We start from the raw sequence: 13,672 nt of genomic DNA, 5'->3' as shown, positions 1-13,672 counted from the left end.
GCCCCTTCACTGTTTCCAGTGGATCACTGGCTGGAGACAGCGGACGGATTGTCCAGACTGTCGGAGCCTTCCACTTCCACCTTGAGGTCCAGCGCCGCGACGACCGCTTCCAGCGCGCGCGTCTGCGCCACCAGAGCGTCCACCCCGTCGAGCACCAGCTTGTTGCCCTTGTCGTTGCCGGCAGCGAGCATCTGGTCGTAGGCCATCTCGCCGCTGTCGGCGGTCTTCTTGATCAGGCCGATCTTGTCCAGCGCGACCTTCATCGCATCGTCCACGCGCTTCACGCCGTCGGCCGACTTGGCGGCGGCGAGGTCGTGCAGGGACGCGCCCTTGTGTACCTTGCCGTCGGTGTCCTTGTAGGTGCCGTTCCAGATGTCCTGGATGCCGACCTCGTCATAGTAATGGCTGTTATGCGTGTTGTCGGAGAAGCAGTCGTGCTCTTCCTCCGGATCGTGCAGCAGCACGCCGAGCTTCATGCGCTCGCCCGCGAGTTCGCCATAGGAGAGGGAGCCGAGGCCGGTCATGATCGTGGCGAGCCCACCGGCCTCGCCCTTGCCGATCAGGTCCTTGCGCGCCGAGCCGTCCTTGGCCCAGTCCGCCGTCATCTCGTTGAGGTCGTCCACCAGGAGGTCGGTCGCGGCCTGAAGGTAGGCGGCCCGGCGGTCGCAATTGCCGTGCGTGCAGTTCTCCGTGCCGTAGTCGCTGGCGGGACGATTGCCCGCGCCAGGGCCGGTGCCGTTCAGGTCCTGGCCCCAGAGTAGGAACTCGATCGCGTGATAGCCGGTCGAGACATTGGCCTCGTTGCCCATGCCGGTCTCGAACTTCTTCAGGACGTCCTTGGTGATGGTCGAGGTATCGACCATGTCCGGGCCCATCCGCACCTGCTTGTTGGCGATGATGTTGGCCGTGTAGAGCGGGTTGTCGGCTTTTTCCGTGCCATAGCTCTTGGTGTCGACGTAATCGATCAGGCCCTCGTCGAGGGGCCAGGAATTCACCTCGCCCTCCCAGTCGTCGACGATCTTGTTGCCGAAGCGGAAGCCTTCCGTCTGCATGTAGGGCACACGCGCGGCCTTCCAGGCGGTGCGGGCGGCGGCCAGCGTCGCGTCGTTGGGATTGGCGACAAAGGCATCCACGGCCGTCTTCAGCTTCGCCGCCGACTTTGCCGCGTCGCCATACATGATGTTGGCGAGATCGGCGTAATGCGTCAGCACAGCGGGAGCCGTGGGCGCGGCCGGTGTCTCCGCGGCGCGCGCCGAGGAGAAGACGGCGACGGCCGTCAGCGAGACCGCAGCGGCCAGCCCGAAAAGATGCTTCTTGTAGTTCATCCCAGTCTCCGGATCAGTTCCGGCCCCCCTCGGTTGCCCGATCGGCCGTGTTCTTGTCAGTGCATTTTCTCCACCGGCGGACGGCCGGCGATTTCCTGGATGACGCAGCACGGCACCGGCATCAGCCTGAGACCGTTCTCCTTCATCGCCTCGGCATAGGCGACCGTCAGGCGCATCGTCTGCTCGATCCCCTCGGGATCGACGAGCGATCCCATGGCGGCGGCGAGGCAGTCGAGATCCTCGTTCTGGCTTGCCGAAATGGTTGCCAGCGCGAAGCATTCGTCCCGGCAGATATGCGGGCAACTGCCGGGAAAGCAGCGGATCGGCCCGACGGACCAGGCGCGGATGCTCGCTACCCATTGCGCCAGATGCTCCACCAGAGGCCGCGCCCGAACACCGCCGAGAGCCTCGGTGTAGATCGTCCACACGTCGTCCCACTGCTTCAGGTCGCCGGAGACGTACCCCGCCGTCCAAAGCCGGAAACCCTGCAACACCAGCCGCTCGGGAACCCGCTCGAAGAGCCCGCCCTGCCGTGGCATCAGCGCGCCCATCCCTTCCTCCCGCCGGCTCGGCAGCCGACGGCTGAAAGCCCTGGGATGGTCCGGTCGGGACCGGGCGCAAAGGCAAATGTGAACGCGGAGAGACCCCGGCGCCGGTTCGTCATGCTTCCTCCAATCGACGGGGTTCAAGGCCCCGACATCAAAGGCGGTTAAAACTTGAAGGGCATAGTGGATATTTCGAATTGGCTGTCAACGCCGATGTTTTGGAACAATTCCAGCCTGATCCGGCGAGATATTCTTGGGGCGGAGCCGGTTCGTCGGAGGGCGGTAAGTCAAGCCAAGGAATGAGCCTCGCGCCGGTAAGCAGGAGATCGTCGCGGTCGAGCGCTTCGTCGGGGTGGAATGCAGGCAAGGTGAGGAGGTTGGCGGCAAAGCCGCTTCGATCCTCGAACCGATGCCGCGAACGACGGAGCGGGGCGATTTGGGACGCTTCGCCGCAGCGCTCCCGGTTCGCTTATTCCGGGACAGCGCTGCCGGGCGGGGGCGTGGCCTGCGGCGGGGTCGGCTCGTCGGCGGCGCGGCCCAGCGTATCCGCCATCGTCGCGCCCCGCAGGCCCATGGGCTTGGGAGCCCCGACGGTGGTGTCCTGCGCCGTCTGGTGCTCGATCTCGGAATTCAGTTCCGCGCCCACGATGAAGATGATCATCGAGATCCAGGTCCACATCATGAAGCCGATGGCGGCGCCGAGCGAGCCATAGGTCTTGTTGTAGTCGGCGAAGCTGGAGAGATACCAGGAGAACAGGGCGGAGGTGAGCAGCCAGGCGATCGCCGCGAAGGTGCTGCCCCACCAGACCCACTTCCAGTGCGGGCGGCGGCGGCTCGGGCCGTAGCGGTAGAGAATCGAGATCGAGACGATCGCGATGATCATGATCGCCGGCCAGCGGCCATGCTTCAGGATGATCGCGCTGGCATCGTAGGGGCCGGCCCAGGCCGCGATCGCCGGCACCGCGGCGATGGCGAAGAGAAAGATGATTCCGAGCGCCAGCGCCCCGATCGTGAAGCCGGCCGAGACGAGATTGAGGCGAATGAAGCTGCGGCGCTCCTCCTCCTCATAGGCGACGTTGAGCGCCATGAAGAGCGTCTTGATGCCGGAATTGGCACTCCAGAGCGCCGTGGCGAGGCCGATGAGGAAGGTGACGCCATGCGCGGTATCGCTCTGCGAAATCAGCGTCTTCAATTGCTCGCGGATGATGTCGATGCCGCCGGCCGGCAGCACCCCCCGGAGGCGGTCGAGATTGTCCTGAATGGCGGCGGGGTTGGCGAAGAGGCCGTAGATCGAGACCAGCGCGCCGATGGCGGGAAAGAGCGCGAGCAGCAGGAAGAAGGTGGAACCGGCCGCGACCAGGCTCACATTGTCCTTTGAAATCTCGCTGACCAGCCGCCAGAAGATGTCCTTCCAGCCCTTGAAGGGAATCTGGTGCGGCGCTAGGGCGGCGCGCCCGTGCTGCTTCTGCTGCACGCGGGCGAGATCGTCGGCACGCGGAAAGGCCCCGCTGGTCTCCGCCCCTTCGGCGGGCGAGCGCCTTGCCACGGATTGAAACGACGAGACGGCCGCCACAATCAGCGTCGTCAGGCCGAGCGCTTCGAGAAGTCCCGCTCCCACGCGTAGCGCCGGTGCTGCCTTTTGCACCGGCACGGATGTCTGATCGGCCCCCGCCATTGTCTCAGGACGCCCGTCGGGCGTTCTCCTCTCCCTTCGAAAGATTGCGAGTGATCGCCGATAACTGGTTCTTGAGTTGCTGATGGTGCGACTCGACCTCGGTGAGAGCGGTGAACTCAAGCTCCCGCCAGATCGCGTCGATTTCCTTGATCTTCTCCCGCGCCGCATCCGTCAGGGCGATGCTGATCTTGCGCCGGTCCTCCGGATCGACCTCGGTGCGGATGAAGCCGCCGCTGGCCAGCCGGTTGACCATCTTGGTGACGGTCGGCGGCTGGATCGCCAGCGCGGCGGCCGCCTCGCCCATGGTCAGGGGACCGCGTTCGTCGAGCAGGCTCAGGAGGGCATCCTGGCCGGGATACAGGCCGATGCGGGCCAGCAATTTTCCGGCGCGCAGGCGGTAGGCCCTGGCCGCCTGTAATATTTCGAATGTGACGCTGCCGTTCATGCTGGATCCTTCGGATCCGGACGCTCCGGACAGTGGTGCTAACGAAAGATGTGCAACCGAGGTTCCCGGCCGCGAGGCGCTTCAGCCGGATTCATTAAACTTGCAACCAAAGTTGCTGAGTTCAGTCGCGGCCGCGAAGGTGTCGCGCCTCGCGCAGGGCGGGGAAGAGCTTCGCCCAGAGCATCGCCACCACGATGGTGCCGATGCCGCCGATGACGACGGCCGGCACCGTGCCGAAGGCGGAAGCCGACAGGCCGGCGCGGAACTCGCCGAGTTCGTTGGAAGCGCCGACGAAGACCTGGTTGACCGCGCTGACGCGGCCGCGCACGGCGTCCGGCGTCCAGAGCTGGATCAGCGTTTCGCGGATATAGACGCTGATCATGTCGAAGGCCCCCATGACGGCAAGCGCCAGCACGGAAACCCAGGTGACGTTGGAGGCGCCGAAGAGGATGGTGAAGGCGCCGAAGCCCGCCACGCACGCAAACATGATGATGCCGGCATGGTCGCGGATCGGGTGCTTGGTGAGATAAGCCGCAACCAGGATGGCGCCGATGCCCGAGCCCGCCCGCAGCATGCCGAGGCCGAGCGGGCCGACGGCGAGGATATCGCGGGCATAGACGGGCAGCAGCGCCGTCGCGCCACCCAGCAGCACGGCGAATAGATCGAGCGAGATGGCGCCCAGCACGATCTTCTCGCTCCAGATGTACTGGAAGCCCGAGGTCAGCGTCGTCCAGGTCGTCTTTTCGCGGACAGTCTTCTGCTGCGGCTTCGGGATCAGGAGGGCGGAGACGGAGGAGGCGAGGAGCAGCACCAGGGCGGTGATGAAGGAGGTTTCGGCGTTGATGCCGTAGAGCAAGCCGCCCACGACCGGGCCGAGGATCGTCGCGATCTGCCAGGAGGACGAATTCCAGGCGATCGCGTTGTTCAGGTCCTCCGGCGGCACGAGGTTAGGCACGATCGATTGCTGCGCCGGATTGTAGAAGGCGCGCGCCGCGCCGAAGCAGGCGAGCACCAGGAAGATCGGCCAGACCTGCCGGAGGCCGGTGTAGAGAAAGGCCAGGAGGGCGGTCGCGCAAAGCGCTTCGGTAGCGAGGCAGATGCCCATGATGGTGCGGCGGCTGAAGCGGTCGGCAGCGGCGCCCGTCACCAGCACCAGCATCAGCGCGGGCAGGAACTGCGACAGGCCGACAAGGCCGAGATCGAACGCGCTGTGGGTCAGATCGTAGACATGCCAGCCCACCGACACGCTCAGGATCTGCACGGCGAAGGCGGAGGCCAGCCGCGCGCCCCAGTAGTTCTTGAAACCGGGATTCCTGAAGGCTGTTCGCTGAGGCTTGGCTTCGCCGGGGGAAGGAGCGGTCATGGTGTCCGACAGGCAGGACGGCGCGGAGCGGCGGCCCTGGAAAGGGGAAGAGACGTTTACACCCGGCTTCGGGAAGCAACAACATTCATTCGCATCAGATCAATCAGGATGCCGATCCTTGGCTTCACAGTCTCGTCAGGAAGTCCGCCCAGGTCAGCGCGAAAAGCACGAAGAACCAGAAGAGCGACGCAGCGCCGGCGATCCTGATCAGCGGGGGGGAGGATTTCATGTGCATGAAGATCCAGACCACCAGCGCCGTCTTCACGATGGCCACGCCGTAGCTGATCACGCTGTTGAAGGCGCCGAGCGGGAGAAAGGCGCAGACGAAGGAAATCGCCACCAGCGCCAGGAGGGCCAGCCAGACGCCGAGTTCCGGCCAGAGCAGCGAACCGTGCTTCGCGCTCATCCCGAACGTCCCCCGAGGTAGAGGAGCGGCCAGAGAAAAATCCAGACGATATCCACGAAGTGCCAGTAGAGGCCGGCGACGGAGACGGCGGAACTGCGCGTCGGGTCGATCCGGCCGATGCGGAAGAGCACCAGCAGGGCGCTCCAGATGCCGAGGCCGATCGTGACGTGGACGGCATGGATGCCGGTCATGATCCAGTAGAACGACCAGAAGATCTGCGTCTGCTGTGGCGACAGCGGGAAGTCGTGAGCGCCGGGGATCAGGTGCTCATGCCAGTCCTCGCGATATTCGTAGCCCTTGAGAGCCATGAAGGCGAGGCCGAGCAGGATGGTCAGGCCGATCATCCAGGTGAGCACCCTCAGCCGCTTCTGCTCGGCCGCCTTCACCGCCAGAGCCACGGTCACGCTGCTGGTCAGCAGCACGGCGGTGTTGGTCGTGCCGATGGAGACCAGCGTCTCGCGCGCGGCCGTCAGGAAGGCGCCCGGATAGAGATGCCGATAGATCGTGAAGCCCAGGAACAGGCCGCTGAAGAACAGGATCTCCGTGCCCAAAAAGATCCACATGCCGAGTTCGGCCGAAAGCGATTGCTGCTCGCGGTCGTCGAACTGTTCGGCGACGATGCTGCCCTTGCCCAAGGCTTCCTCCGGCAGGGCGGCGTCAGACACGGGCGGCCTCGCCAGGCGGGTGATACCCGTAGGGGCCGCGCGTGATGCGCGGCGTGGTGTGGAAATTATGCTCCGGCGGGGGCGAGGTGGTCGTCCATTCCAGCCCCGTCGAATCCCACGGGTTGGCGCCGGCGATGCGGCCGCGGAAGAGCGAGGCCGTGAGATAGAAGAGCGGCAGGAGGTAGGCGACGGCCAGCACCACCGCCCCCAGCGACGACATCACGTGGTAGACCTGAAACTCCGGCGGATAGGTGTGATAGCGCCGAGGCATGCCGAGATAGCCCATGATGTATTGCGGGAAGAAGGTCAGGTTGAAGCCGAGGAACATCAACATCGCCGCCGTCCTCGCCCAGTTCTCGGAATAGAGCCGCCCGGTGATCTTGGGCCACCAGAAATGCAGCCCGCCGAAGAACGCCGAAACCATGCCGCCCACCATGATGTAGTGGAAATGGGCCACCACGAAATAGGTGTCGGTGACATGCACGTCGATGGGCACGGAGGCGAGGAACAGGCCCGTCAGCCCGCCCATGGTGAAGAGCCCGACGAAGCCCAGCGCATAGAGCATGGAGGCTTCGAAGGTGATCTGGCCGCGATAGAGCGTGGCCGTCCAGTTGAACACCTTGATGGCCGAGGGGACGGCGACCATGAAGGACAGGAACGAGAAGATCAGGTTGGAATAGGAGGACTGGCCGGACACGAACATGTGGTGTCCCCAGACGAAGAAGCCGATCACCGCGATCGCCAGCAGCGCCATCACCATCGTGGCATAGCCGAAGACCCGGCGGCGGGCGAAGCAGGTGATGATCTCCGTCACCACGCCCATGCCGGGCAGGATCATGATGTAGACCGCCGGGTGCGAATAGAACCAGAAGAGATGCTGGAACAGGATCGGGTCGCCGCCCCGGGTCGGGTCGAACACGGCGACGTCGAAGACCCGCTCCGCCGCCACCAGCAGCAGCGTGATCGCCAGCACGGGCGTCGCCAGGATCATGATCAGGCTCGTCGCGTAAAGCGACCAGACGAAGAGCGGCAGCCGCATCCAGGTCAGTCCCGGCGCGCGCAGCGTATGGATCGTGACGATGAAGTTCAGCGCCGTCGCGATGGTGGAGAAGCCGACGACGAAGACGCCCATCAGCGCCAGCGTGACATAGCCGTTGGCATAGAACGAGGTGAAGGGCTCGTAGAAGGTCCAGCCCGTCGCCACGCCGCCGAACAGGATGGCGGCGATGGTGAGCGCCCCGCCGGCGATGTTGAGGTACCAGCTGAACAGGTTGAGCCGGGGGAAGGCGAGGTCGCGGGCGCCCAGCATCAGGGGCAGCAGGAAGTTGCCGAGCGTGGTGGGAATCACCGGCACCAGGAAGAACCACACCATCACGATGCCATGCAGCGTGAAGAGCTTGTTGTAGGTGTCGTTGGTGAAGAAGTGGCCTTGCGGCGCGACCAGCTCGGCGCGGATCATGGTCGCCGCCATGCCGCCCACGAAGAAGAAGAACGTCGTGGAGGCGGCATAGAGGATGGCGATGCGCTTGTGGTCGATCGCCCCCAGCCAGGACAGGACGGAGTGGCCGGCGCGCAGATAGTCCGGTCCCGCATCGTGCAGCCCCTCGATATCAAGGGTGGCATCGCTCATCGGGTATCTCCGTCGGTATCGGCGAGGGATTTGAGGTAGGCGATCACCGTTTCAAGTTCGGCGTCGCTGAGGCGCCCGGCAAAGCTCGGCATCACCGGATCGAAGCCGGCGACGATCTGCTTGCGCGGCTGCAGGATGGAATCGCGCAGGTAGGTCTCGTCCGCCTGCACGACGGTGCCGTCCGCCAGCGGCACGGGCTGGCCGAAAACGCCCTTGAGGTCGGGCGCGCGCACCGCCGCCCGCGCATCGTGGCAGCCGGCGCAGCCGAGCCGTGTGAAGATGTCCCGCCCCTGGGCCACGAGATCCTCGCTGGCCGGCGAGGTGTCCAGCCAGCGGGAATAGTCCTCCGGCGTCATCACCACGATCTTGCCTGTCATCGCGGAATGGTCGGTGCCGCAATATTCCGCGCAGAGCAGGCGGAAGGTGCCGACCTTGATGGGCGTGAAGACGAGCTGCGTCGTCAGTCCCGGCACCACGTCCTGCTTCAGTCGGAACGAGGGGACGTAGAAGGAATGGATCACGTCCTCGGAATTCATGATCAGCCGCACCGGCTTGTTCACCGGGACGTGCAGGGCGTTGATCTCGCGCTGGCCTCCCGGATGCTGGAGCTTCCACATCCACTGCTTGGCGACCACGTGAATCTCCAGCCCGTTCGTCGGCACCGTGCCGAACGAGAAGTTCTCCGACACCGCCCAGCCGAAGATGGAGAGGAACAGGAACAGGGTGGCGAGCGTCCAGCCGATCTCCACTTCTCTCTGCAGGATCGGCGGCAGTTCCGAGCGATCCGCCTTCGATCCCCGGCGATAGCGGATGGAAAAGACCAGGATCAGCCCGGAGACGAGCAGGACGACCGCGACGGAGATGCCGAGCAGCGCATAGAAGAGGTGGTCGGTGGCGCTCGCGGCCTGGGATCCGACGGTCTCCGTGGGCAGGAAGTCGTTCACGAGAGAAGCTCCTGCCTTGCCGTCCTTCGCCGCTCCAGCCGGAGCAGGAATAGGATGCCGCCCGCGAGCAGGCCGACCGTGAGGAAGCAGAACGCCATCAGGATGCGGCCGATCAACGGGGTATAGGTGCCGGTCGCCGCGTTCCAGGCGTAACAGGTCAGGAAAATGCGGTTCACGATGGAGGCCTTGTCGCCCTGCGCCTCTGTCAGCGCGAGGCGCATGTCGAGCGGCTGCGCCTGGAAGGGATCGAGATAGCGCCGGATGGTGCCCTTCGCGTCCAGAAGCAGCGCGACGGTCGGATGGGCGAACTGGTCGTGCTCGGCATCGTAGGTGTAGCGAAGCCCGGCCGTATCGGTCAGCGAGTGCGTCGTCGCCTCGTCCTCCGTGGTGAAGCGAACGGAGGCGCGCTGCGCCGGGACCGTGACGTGCTCCTGCGCGAAGTCACGCGCCTCCTTCACCCCGTCCTTGGGATCGAGGCTCATGACCACGATGCGGTAGTCACGGGGCGAAAAGCCGGAAAGGCGATGCAGCAGCGCTTCCAGCGCGACGCCGCAGGAGGTCTGGCAGGTATAGTCGTCGAAGACTGCGAGCGCCGGCTGGCCGCCGAGCTCCTTTCCGAGCGTCGTCGGGCCGGAATCGATATCCGTCACGACGCTTTGCGGCGGCAGGATCTCGCCGACATGCTGGTCGACGCGCACCTCGTCCAGCGCCGCCTTGCTCAGCCCGGCATGGGCCGGCGACGCGGAGAGCCACGCCACGAGAGAAACCAGCAGCATCGGGGCGGAACGGCCGGCGATCATCGCCCGCTCCCGTTCGGCAGGGATGCCCCGCCGTCCGGCTGCGAGGCCGGGGGAAGCGGAGCTTCCGGCAGCGCCGGATCGAGACGGTCGTAGGCGCCGTTGCCACGCGCCGCGATGCGGTTCATCGCCTCGTTGATCGGCAGCGTCGCCCCCGTGGTGATCTGCTGCGTCTGCAGCCGGCGGAGCGCTTCCATGTCGGTCCGGGTGTTGAGCTGCAGATGCGGCTCGGTGGCGAGCGACGGCGGCGTCTCGATGGCGGCATGCGGCGCTTCCGGGTGAATCCACATCAGGAGACCGGCAAAGCCGACGCCGATCGCCAGGATCAGGAAGAAGGCGAGCATGCCGAGCCCGACGACCTTGAGCGGAACCCCGGCTTCCTCGTGGCGGGCGGCCTTGGTGCCGGGATCAGCCATGCCGCGCCTCCATCGGGCTCGCCGGCTTCTCCGCGCGGAAAGGCAGGGCCAAGCCCAGTGCGCCCAGCCAGAGAAGGCCGGGAGCGGCGACGGCCAGCGCCAGCAGCCACGCCGGAACGTCGACGAAGGTGGGCGCCACCAGCCAGAGCGTGTGCAGCATCAGGCCGACCAGCACGGCGAAAGCGGCGAGCCGGGTCCAGAACGGGCTCTGGCGAACGGGCTCCATGATCAGCGCCAGGAACGGCAGCGCCGCCCCTAGGCCGAATGCCAGGATCAGCACGACGCGCCAGCCGCCGGCGATGCGTGGCAGGTACCAGGCGACCTTTTCCGGCACGTTGCCCGCCCACATGACGATGGCCTGCATGAAACCGAGATAGGTGACGCCGAGCAGCCCCGCGATCAGCAGGCCCGCGAGATCGCCGGTGCTTTCCCCGTCCTCGTCAGCGGGATGGAAGAGAGTGGCGAGCCCGATTGCCGCAAGGATCTGGCTGATCGCGATGATGGCCGGGAAGAGGGTGGAGAACCACTTTTCCTGCACCGACATCGCCCAGTCCGTCACTGAGAAGGAGACGGTGACGCCGTAGACGATGAGGCCGATGCCGGCGATGAGCGGGGATGGCCGCCGCCGCGCGGCAAGCAGCGCCAGCAGCGACCAGAGCACCAGCACGACGACGCTGCGCGCGATGAAGCCGGGCACGTTCATGTAGAAATGCACGACGGCGGAGCGCAATTCCTCCGGTTCGCTCCAGCCATAGATCGCGTGGGCGCCGATCAGCACCGGCAGCGACGCCAGCGCGGCGAGCGGCATGGTGAGCGCGACGGGAGCCAGCACCGGCCGCACCGCCTCGCCCCAGCGGCCGCCGGTCAGCGCATGGATCAGCAGTAGCACGGTCGCGCCGATGGGGAAGGAGAGCCAGAACAGCCAGCCCACGAGATAGGCGCGAAGCGCCGTGCCGGGATGGAAGAGACCGGCGACGACAAGCCCGACCGAGCAGAGAAGGCCGAGGCCGAGCACCCAGCGGGGGCGATCCGCGATGCTGTGCAGCGGCGTCATGGCATTGCCTCCGGCTGCGGCTCGCCCGCCTGCGACAGTTGCAGGGCGCGGACATAGGCGGCGATTGCCCAGCGATCCCGCGGCGCGACGCGGTCGCCATAGGAATACATGACGCCGTACCCGTTCGCGATGACATCGACGACGTGAGAGGCCGGGGTTTGCCGCAGCCGTTCCGAATGGAAGGAAGGCGGCGCGGGAAAGCCGCGCTTCACGATCATGCCGTCGCCATAGCCGGAAAAACCGTGGCAGGGCGAACAGAAGATCTCGTAGCGCTCGCGGCCGCGCTGGACGAGAGCGGCGTCGACCGTCGGAGCGGCCATTGCCTCGGCGGGATCCACCGCTTCGTTGCGGGCGACCGTGCCTTCCGGCAGCGGCCGCGCGGCCTGTCCCTTGTCGAAGGCCGCCGCGCCGGAAAGCGGCAGGAGCTTCGGCTGCTCGTCCATGTCCTGCTTGCAGCCGGCCAGCGCCAGCGTCGCGAAAACCATTCCGATGGTGATGGCGGCGCGCTTCATGTCGGCACCACGTTGACGGCCACGGGCGAGAGGCGTTCCAGGAATGCTCGGGTTTCCACCGGATCGAACTTCGGGTCCTTCGCGTCGACGCGCAGGAAGAAACGGTCCTGGGTGACGCGCTCGAAGCCGCGCGTGGCGAAGACGGGGTTGGAGAGCTCCGTCAGCCCGGTGCGGATTATCAGGGCGGCAAAACCCGCGACCGCCGCGAAGAGGACCGCGATCTCGAAAGTCACGATCAGGAAGGCGGGCCAACTCGCCAGCGGCCGTCCGCCGGTGTTGATGGGATAGGCGCTGACCGCGCTCCAGTGCTGCAACCCGTAGCCCGCAACCGCGCCGATCACGCCGCCGACGAACATGACGACGCGCAGCCGCGAGGGTTTGAGGCCGAGCGCCTTCGGCATCTCCTCGATGGAGAACGGCGTATAGGCCTCCAGCCGCACGTAGCCTTCCGCCCGCGCCGCGCGGATCGCTTCCATCAGCGGTTCCGGCTGGGTGAACTCGGCCATGAGGTCGCGCTCGCTCACGCCGACCTCCGCTCGTGCGCGAGTTGCTTCACCTCATGCATGGAGACCACCGGCACGAGGCGGACGAAGCAGAGGAACATGAAGAGAAAGAAGCCGAGCGTGCCGATGAACAGCGACCAGTCCCAGATGGTCGGGGAATAGAGCCGCCACTGCGAGGGAAGTTGGTCGTGCGACGGCGTGACCGCGACGATCAGGATGCGCTCCAGCCACATGCCGACATTGATCATGATGGCGACGAAGATGAGGATCGCCGTGTTGATGCGGGCCGTGCGGAACCAGAGGAGCTGCGGCGCGAGCACGTTGCCGAACAGCATCAGCCAATACCAGGGCGCGTAGGGGCCGGTGAACTCGAAGGACACCACCGAGCGGTCCGCGTCGCTGCCGCCGTACCAGCTCATGAACCATTCCGTCGCGTAGGAAATACCCATGATCAGCGAGCCCATGAGCAGGATCTTGCCCATCAGGTCGAGATGGTTGTCGGTGATCAGGTGGCGGAGGCCGAAGCCCCAGCGGATCGCGATCGCCAGCGTCACCACCATGGCGAACCCGGAGAACATCGCGCCGACGACGAAGTAAGGCGGGAAGATCGTCTCCTGCCAGCCGGGAGCGAGGCCCGCGGCGAAGTCGAGGCCGACCACGCTGTGCACCGAGCAGACCAGCGGCACGCCGAGCGCGGCCATGGCCTTGTAGTATTTCTCGTAGCGCGCCCAGTCGCGGGCGGATCCCGTCCAGCCCAGCGCGAAGGCGCCATAGAGAACCCGGCCCGTGGTGGTGCGGGCGCGGTCGCGCATGGTCGCGAGATCGGGGATGACCCCGGTGTACCAGAAGAGGATCGAGAAGATCAGATAGGAGGCGATGGCGAAGAGGTCCCAGACCAGCGGGCTGCGCCATTGCGGCCAGAGATCCATCGTCGACGGATAGGGGACGAGCCAGAAGAAATAATAGGGTCGGCCGAGATGCAGGATCGGGAAGAGGCCGGCGATGGAGGCGGCGAACAGCGTCATCGCCTCGGCGAAGCGGTTGATCGACGAGCGCCATTTCTGCCGGGTCAGCAACAGCATGGAGGAGATCAGCGTCCCCGCGTTTCCGATGCCGATCCACCACACATAATTGGCGATGGCAAAGCCCCAGATGTTGCTGGTGTTGATGCCCCAGATGCCGATGCCTTCGATGAAGAGCCAGGCGATGGAGGCCAGCATCAGGCCGGTGCCGAGAATGCTGATGGCGAAGAAGATCCACCAGACGCGGCCGACGCGCTTGGTCAGGATCTGCTCGCTGACGTCGCGGGTGACCTCGTCATAGGTCATTTCGCGCGGCAGGAAGCGCGCCGCGGTTTCGCGCTCGGTCAGGTGGAGCTTGGTCGTCGCCATG

General features: G+C 65.8%; 15 protein-coding genes. All 15 read right to left on the bottom strand.

Features of this window, described 5'->3' with window-relative positions; translation table 11 throughout:
• Positions 1 to 23 precede the first annotated feature (23 nt).
• The gene (locus tag BMY25_RS14915; protein ID WP_092497947.1) at positions 24 to 1,325 is read right to left on the bottom strand and encodes an imelysin family protein; all 1,302 of its coding nucleotides are present in this window, start codon (positions 1,323 to 1,325) and stop codon (positions 24 to 26) included.
• 56 nt (positions 1,326 to 1,381) lie between these two features.
• Entirely contained in the window at positions 1,382 to 1,876 is a 495-nt protein-coding gene (locus BMY25_RS14910; protein WP_092497945.1) for a hypothetical protein, read from the bottom strand.
• 463 nt (positions 1,877 to 2,339) lie between these two features.
• On the bottom strand, positions 2,340 to 3,545 hold the full coding sequence (locus BMY25_RS14905; RefSeq protein WP_092497943.1) for a YihY/virulence factor BrkB family protein: 1,206 nt from the start codon (positions 3,543 to 3,545) through the stop codon (positions 2,340 to 2,342).
• A 4-nt stretch (positions 3,546 to 3,549) separates the two neighbouring features.
• Complete coding sequence (locus BMY25_RS14900; RefSeq protein ID WP_092497941.1) at positions 3,550 to 3,990, bottom strand: MarR family winged helix-turn-helix transcriptional regulator; 441 nt, start codon at positions 3,988 to 3,990, stop codon at positions 3,550 to 3,552.
• Between the two features lie 121 nt (positions 3,991 to 4,111).
• Positions 4,112 to 5,353, bottom strand: a complete 1,242-nt coding sequence (locus BMY25_RS14895) for an MFS transporter (protein ID WP_092497939.1) — start codon at positions 5,351 to 5,353, stop codon at positions 4,112 to 4,114.
• 124 nt (positions 5,354 to 5,477) lie between these two features.
• Positions 5,478 to 5,759: a cytochrome C oxidase subunit IV family protein gene (locus BMY25_RS14890; RefSeq protein ID WP_092497937.1), complete on the bottom strand. Its 282-nt coding sequence runs from the start codon at positions 5,757 to 5,759 to the stop codon at positions 5,478 to 5,480.
• Positions 5,756 to 6,424 (bottom strand): cytochrome c oxidase subunit 3, encoded by a 669-nt coding sequence (locus tag BMY25_RS14885; protein ID WP_238858356.1) that lies wholly within the window; start codon positions 6,422 to 6,424, stop codon positions 5,756 to 5,758. The genes BMY25_RS14890 and BMY25_RS14885 overlap by 4 nt, the downstream gene beginning before the upstream one ends.
• Complete coding sequence (gene ctaD, locus BMY25_RS14880; RefSeq protein ID WP_092497935.1) at positions 6,417 to 8,054, bottom strand: cytochrome c oxidase subunit I; 1,638 nt, start codon at positions 8,052 to 8,054, stop codon at positions 6,417 to 6,419. Before ctaD ends, BMY25_RS14885 begins: the two co-directional genes overlap by 8 nt.
• On the bottom strand, positions 8,051 to 8,998 hold the full coding sequence (gene coxB / locus BMY25_RS14875; RefSeq protein WP_238858355.1) for a cytochrome c oxidase subunit II: 948 nt from the start codon (positions 8,996 to 8,998) through the stop codon (positions 8,051 to 8,053). Before coxB ends, ctaD begins: the two co-directional genes overlap by 4 nt.
• Complete coding sequence (locus BMY25_RS14870) at positions 8,995 to 9,798, bottom strand: SCO family protein (RefSeq protein ID WP_092497933.1); 804 nt, start codon at positions 9,796 to 9,798, stop codon at positions 8,995 to 8,997. The genes coxB and BMY25_RS14870 overlap by 4 nt, the downstream gene beginning before the upstream one ends.
• Positions 9,795 to 10,211 carry a hypothetical protein gene (locus BMY25_RS14865; RefSeq protein ID WP_092497931.1) on the bottom strand — a complete coding sequence of 139 codons (417 nt, stop codon included), beginning with the start codon at positions 10,209 to 10,211 and terminating at the stop codon, positions 9,795 to 9,797. Before BMY25_RS14865 ends, BMY25_RS14870 begins: the two co-directional genes overlap by 4 nt.
• Entirely contained in the window at positions 10,204 to 11,265 is a 1,062-nt protein-coding gene (locus BMY25_RS14860) for a hypothetical protein (protein WP_092497929.1), read from the bottom strand. Before BMY25_RS14860 ends, BMY25_RS14865 begins: the two co-directional genes overlap by 8 nt.
• Positions 11,262 to 11,777, bottom strand: a complete 516-nt coding sequence (locus BMY25_RS14855) for a c-type cytochrome (RefSeq protein WP_177176878.1) — start codon at positions 11,775 to 11,777, stop codon at positions 11,262 to 11,264. The genes BMY25_RS14860 and BMY25_RS14855 overlap by 4 nt, the downstream gene beginning before the upstream one ends.
• Positions 11,774 to 12,301 carry a DUF3341 domain-containing protein gene (locus BMY25_RS14850; RefSeq protein WP_092497927.1) on the bottom strand — a complete coding sequence of 176 codons (528 nt, stop codon included), beginning with the start codon at positions 12,299 to 12,301 and terminating at the stop codon, positions 11,774 to 11,776. The genes BMY25_RS14855 and BMY25_RS14850 overlap by 4 nt, the downstream gene beginning before the upstream one ends.
• Entirely contained in the window at positions 12,298 to 13,671 is a 1,374-nt protein-coding gene (gene nrfD / locus BMY25_RS14845) for an NrfD/PsrC family molybdoenzyme membrane anchor subunit (protein ID WP_428976973.1), read from the bottom strand. Before nrfD ends, BMY25_RS14850 begins: the two co-directional genes overlap by 4 nt.
• Position 13,672: the final 1 nt, after the last annotated feature.

It is taken from the genome of Faunimonas pinastri (assembly GCF_900110915.1).
GTDB lineage: Bacteria > Pseudomonadota > Alphaproteobacteria > Rhizobiales > Afifellaceae > Faunimonas > Faunimonas pinastri.
The sequence above is the reverse complement of the archived record's forward strand: the minus strand, read 5'-3'. Positions and strand labels throughout refer to the sequence as shown.

Excerpts from the sequence above, each read along its gene's own strand:
- BMY25_RS14915 (WP_092497947.1), bottom strand. The coding sequence starts at position 1,325 with ATGAACTACAAGAAGCATCTTTTCGGGCTGGCCGCTGCGGTCTCGCTG.
- BMY25_RS14910 (WP_092497945.1), bottom strand. The coding sequence starts at position 1,876 with ATGGGCGCGCTGATGCCACGGCAGGGCGGGCTCTTCGAGCGGGTTCCC.
- BMY25_RS14905 (WP_092497943.1), bottom strand. The coding sequence starts at position 3,545 with ATGGCGGGGGCCGATCAGACATCCGTGCCGGTGCAAAAGGCAGCACCG.
- BMY25_RS14900 (WP_092497941.1), bottom strand. The coding sequence starts at position 3,990 with ATGAACGGCAGCGTCACATTCGAAATATTACAGGCGGCCAGGGCCTAC.
- BMY25_RS14895 (WP_092497939.1), bottom strand. The coding sequence starts at position 5,353 with ATGACCGCTCCTTCCCCCGGCGAAGCCAAGCCTCAGCGAACAGCCTTC.
- BMY25_RS14890 (WP_092497937.1), bottom strand. The coding sequence starts at position 5,759 with ATGAGCGCGAAGCACGGTTCGCTGCTCTGGCCGGAACTCGGCGTCTGG.
- ctaD (WP_092497935.1), bottom strand. The coding sequence starts at position 8,054 with ATGAGCGATGCCACCCTTGATATCGAGGGGCTGCACGATGCGGGACCG.
- BMY25_RS14870 (WP_092497933.1), bottom strand. The coding sequence starts at position 9,798 with ATGATCGCCGGCCGTTCCGCCCCGATGCTGCTGGTTTCTCTCGTGGCG.
- BMY25_RS14865 (WP_092497931.1), bottom strand. The coding sequence starts at position 10,211 with ATGGCTGATCCCGGCACCAAGGCCGCCCGCCACGAGGAAGCCGGGGTT.
- BMY25_RS14860 (WP_092497929.1), bottom strand. The coding sequence starts at position 11,265 with ATGACGCCGCTGCACAGCATCGCGGATCGCCCCCGCTGGGTGCTCGGC.
- BMY25_RS14855 (WP_177176878.1), bottom strand. The coding sequence starts at position 11,777 with ATGAAGCGCGCCGCCATCACCATCGGAATGGTTTTCGCGACGCTGGCG.
- nrfD (WP_428976973.1), bottom strand. The coding sequence starts at position 13,671 with ATGGCGACGACCAAGCTCCACCTGACCGAGCGCGAAACCGCGGCGCGC.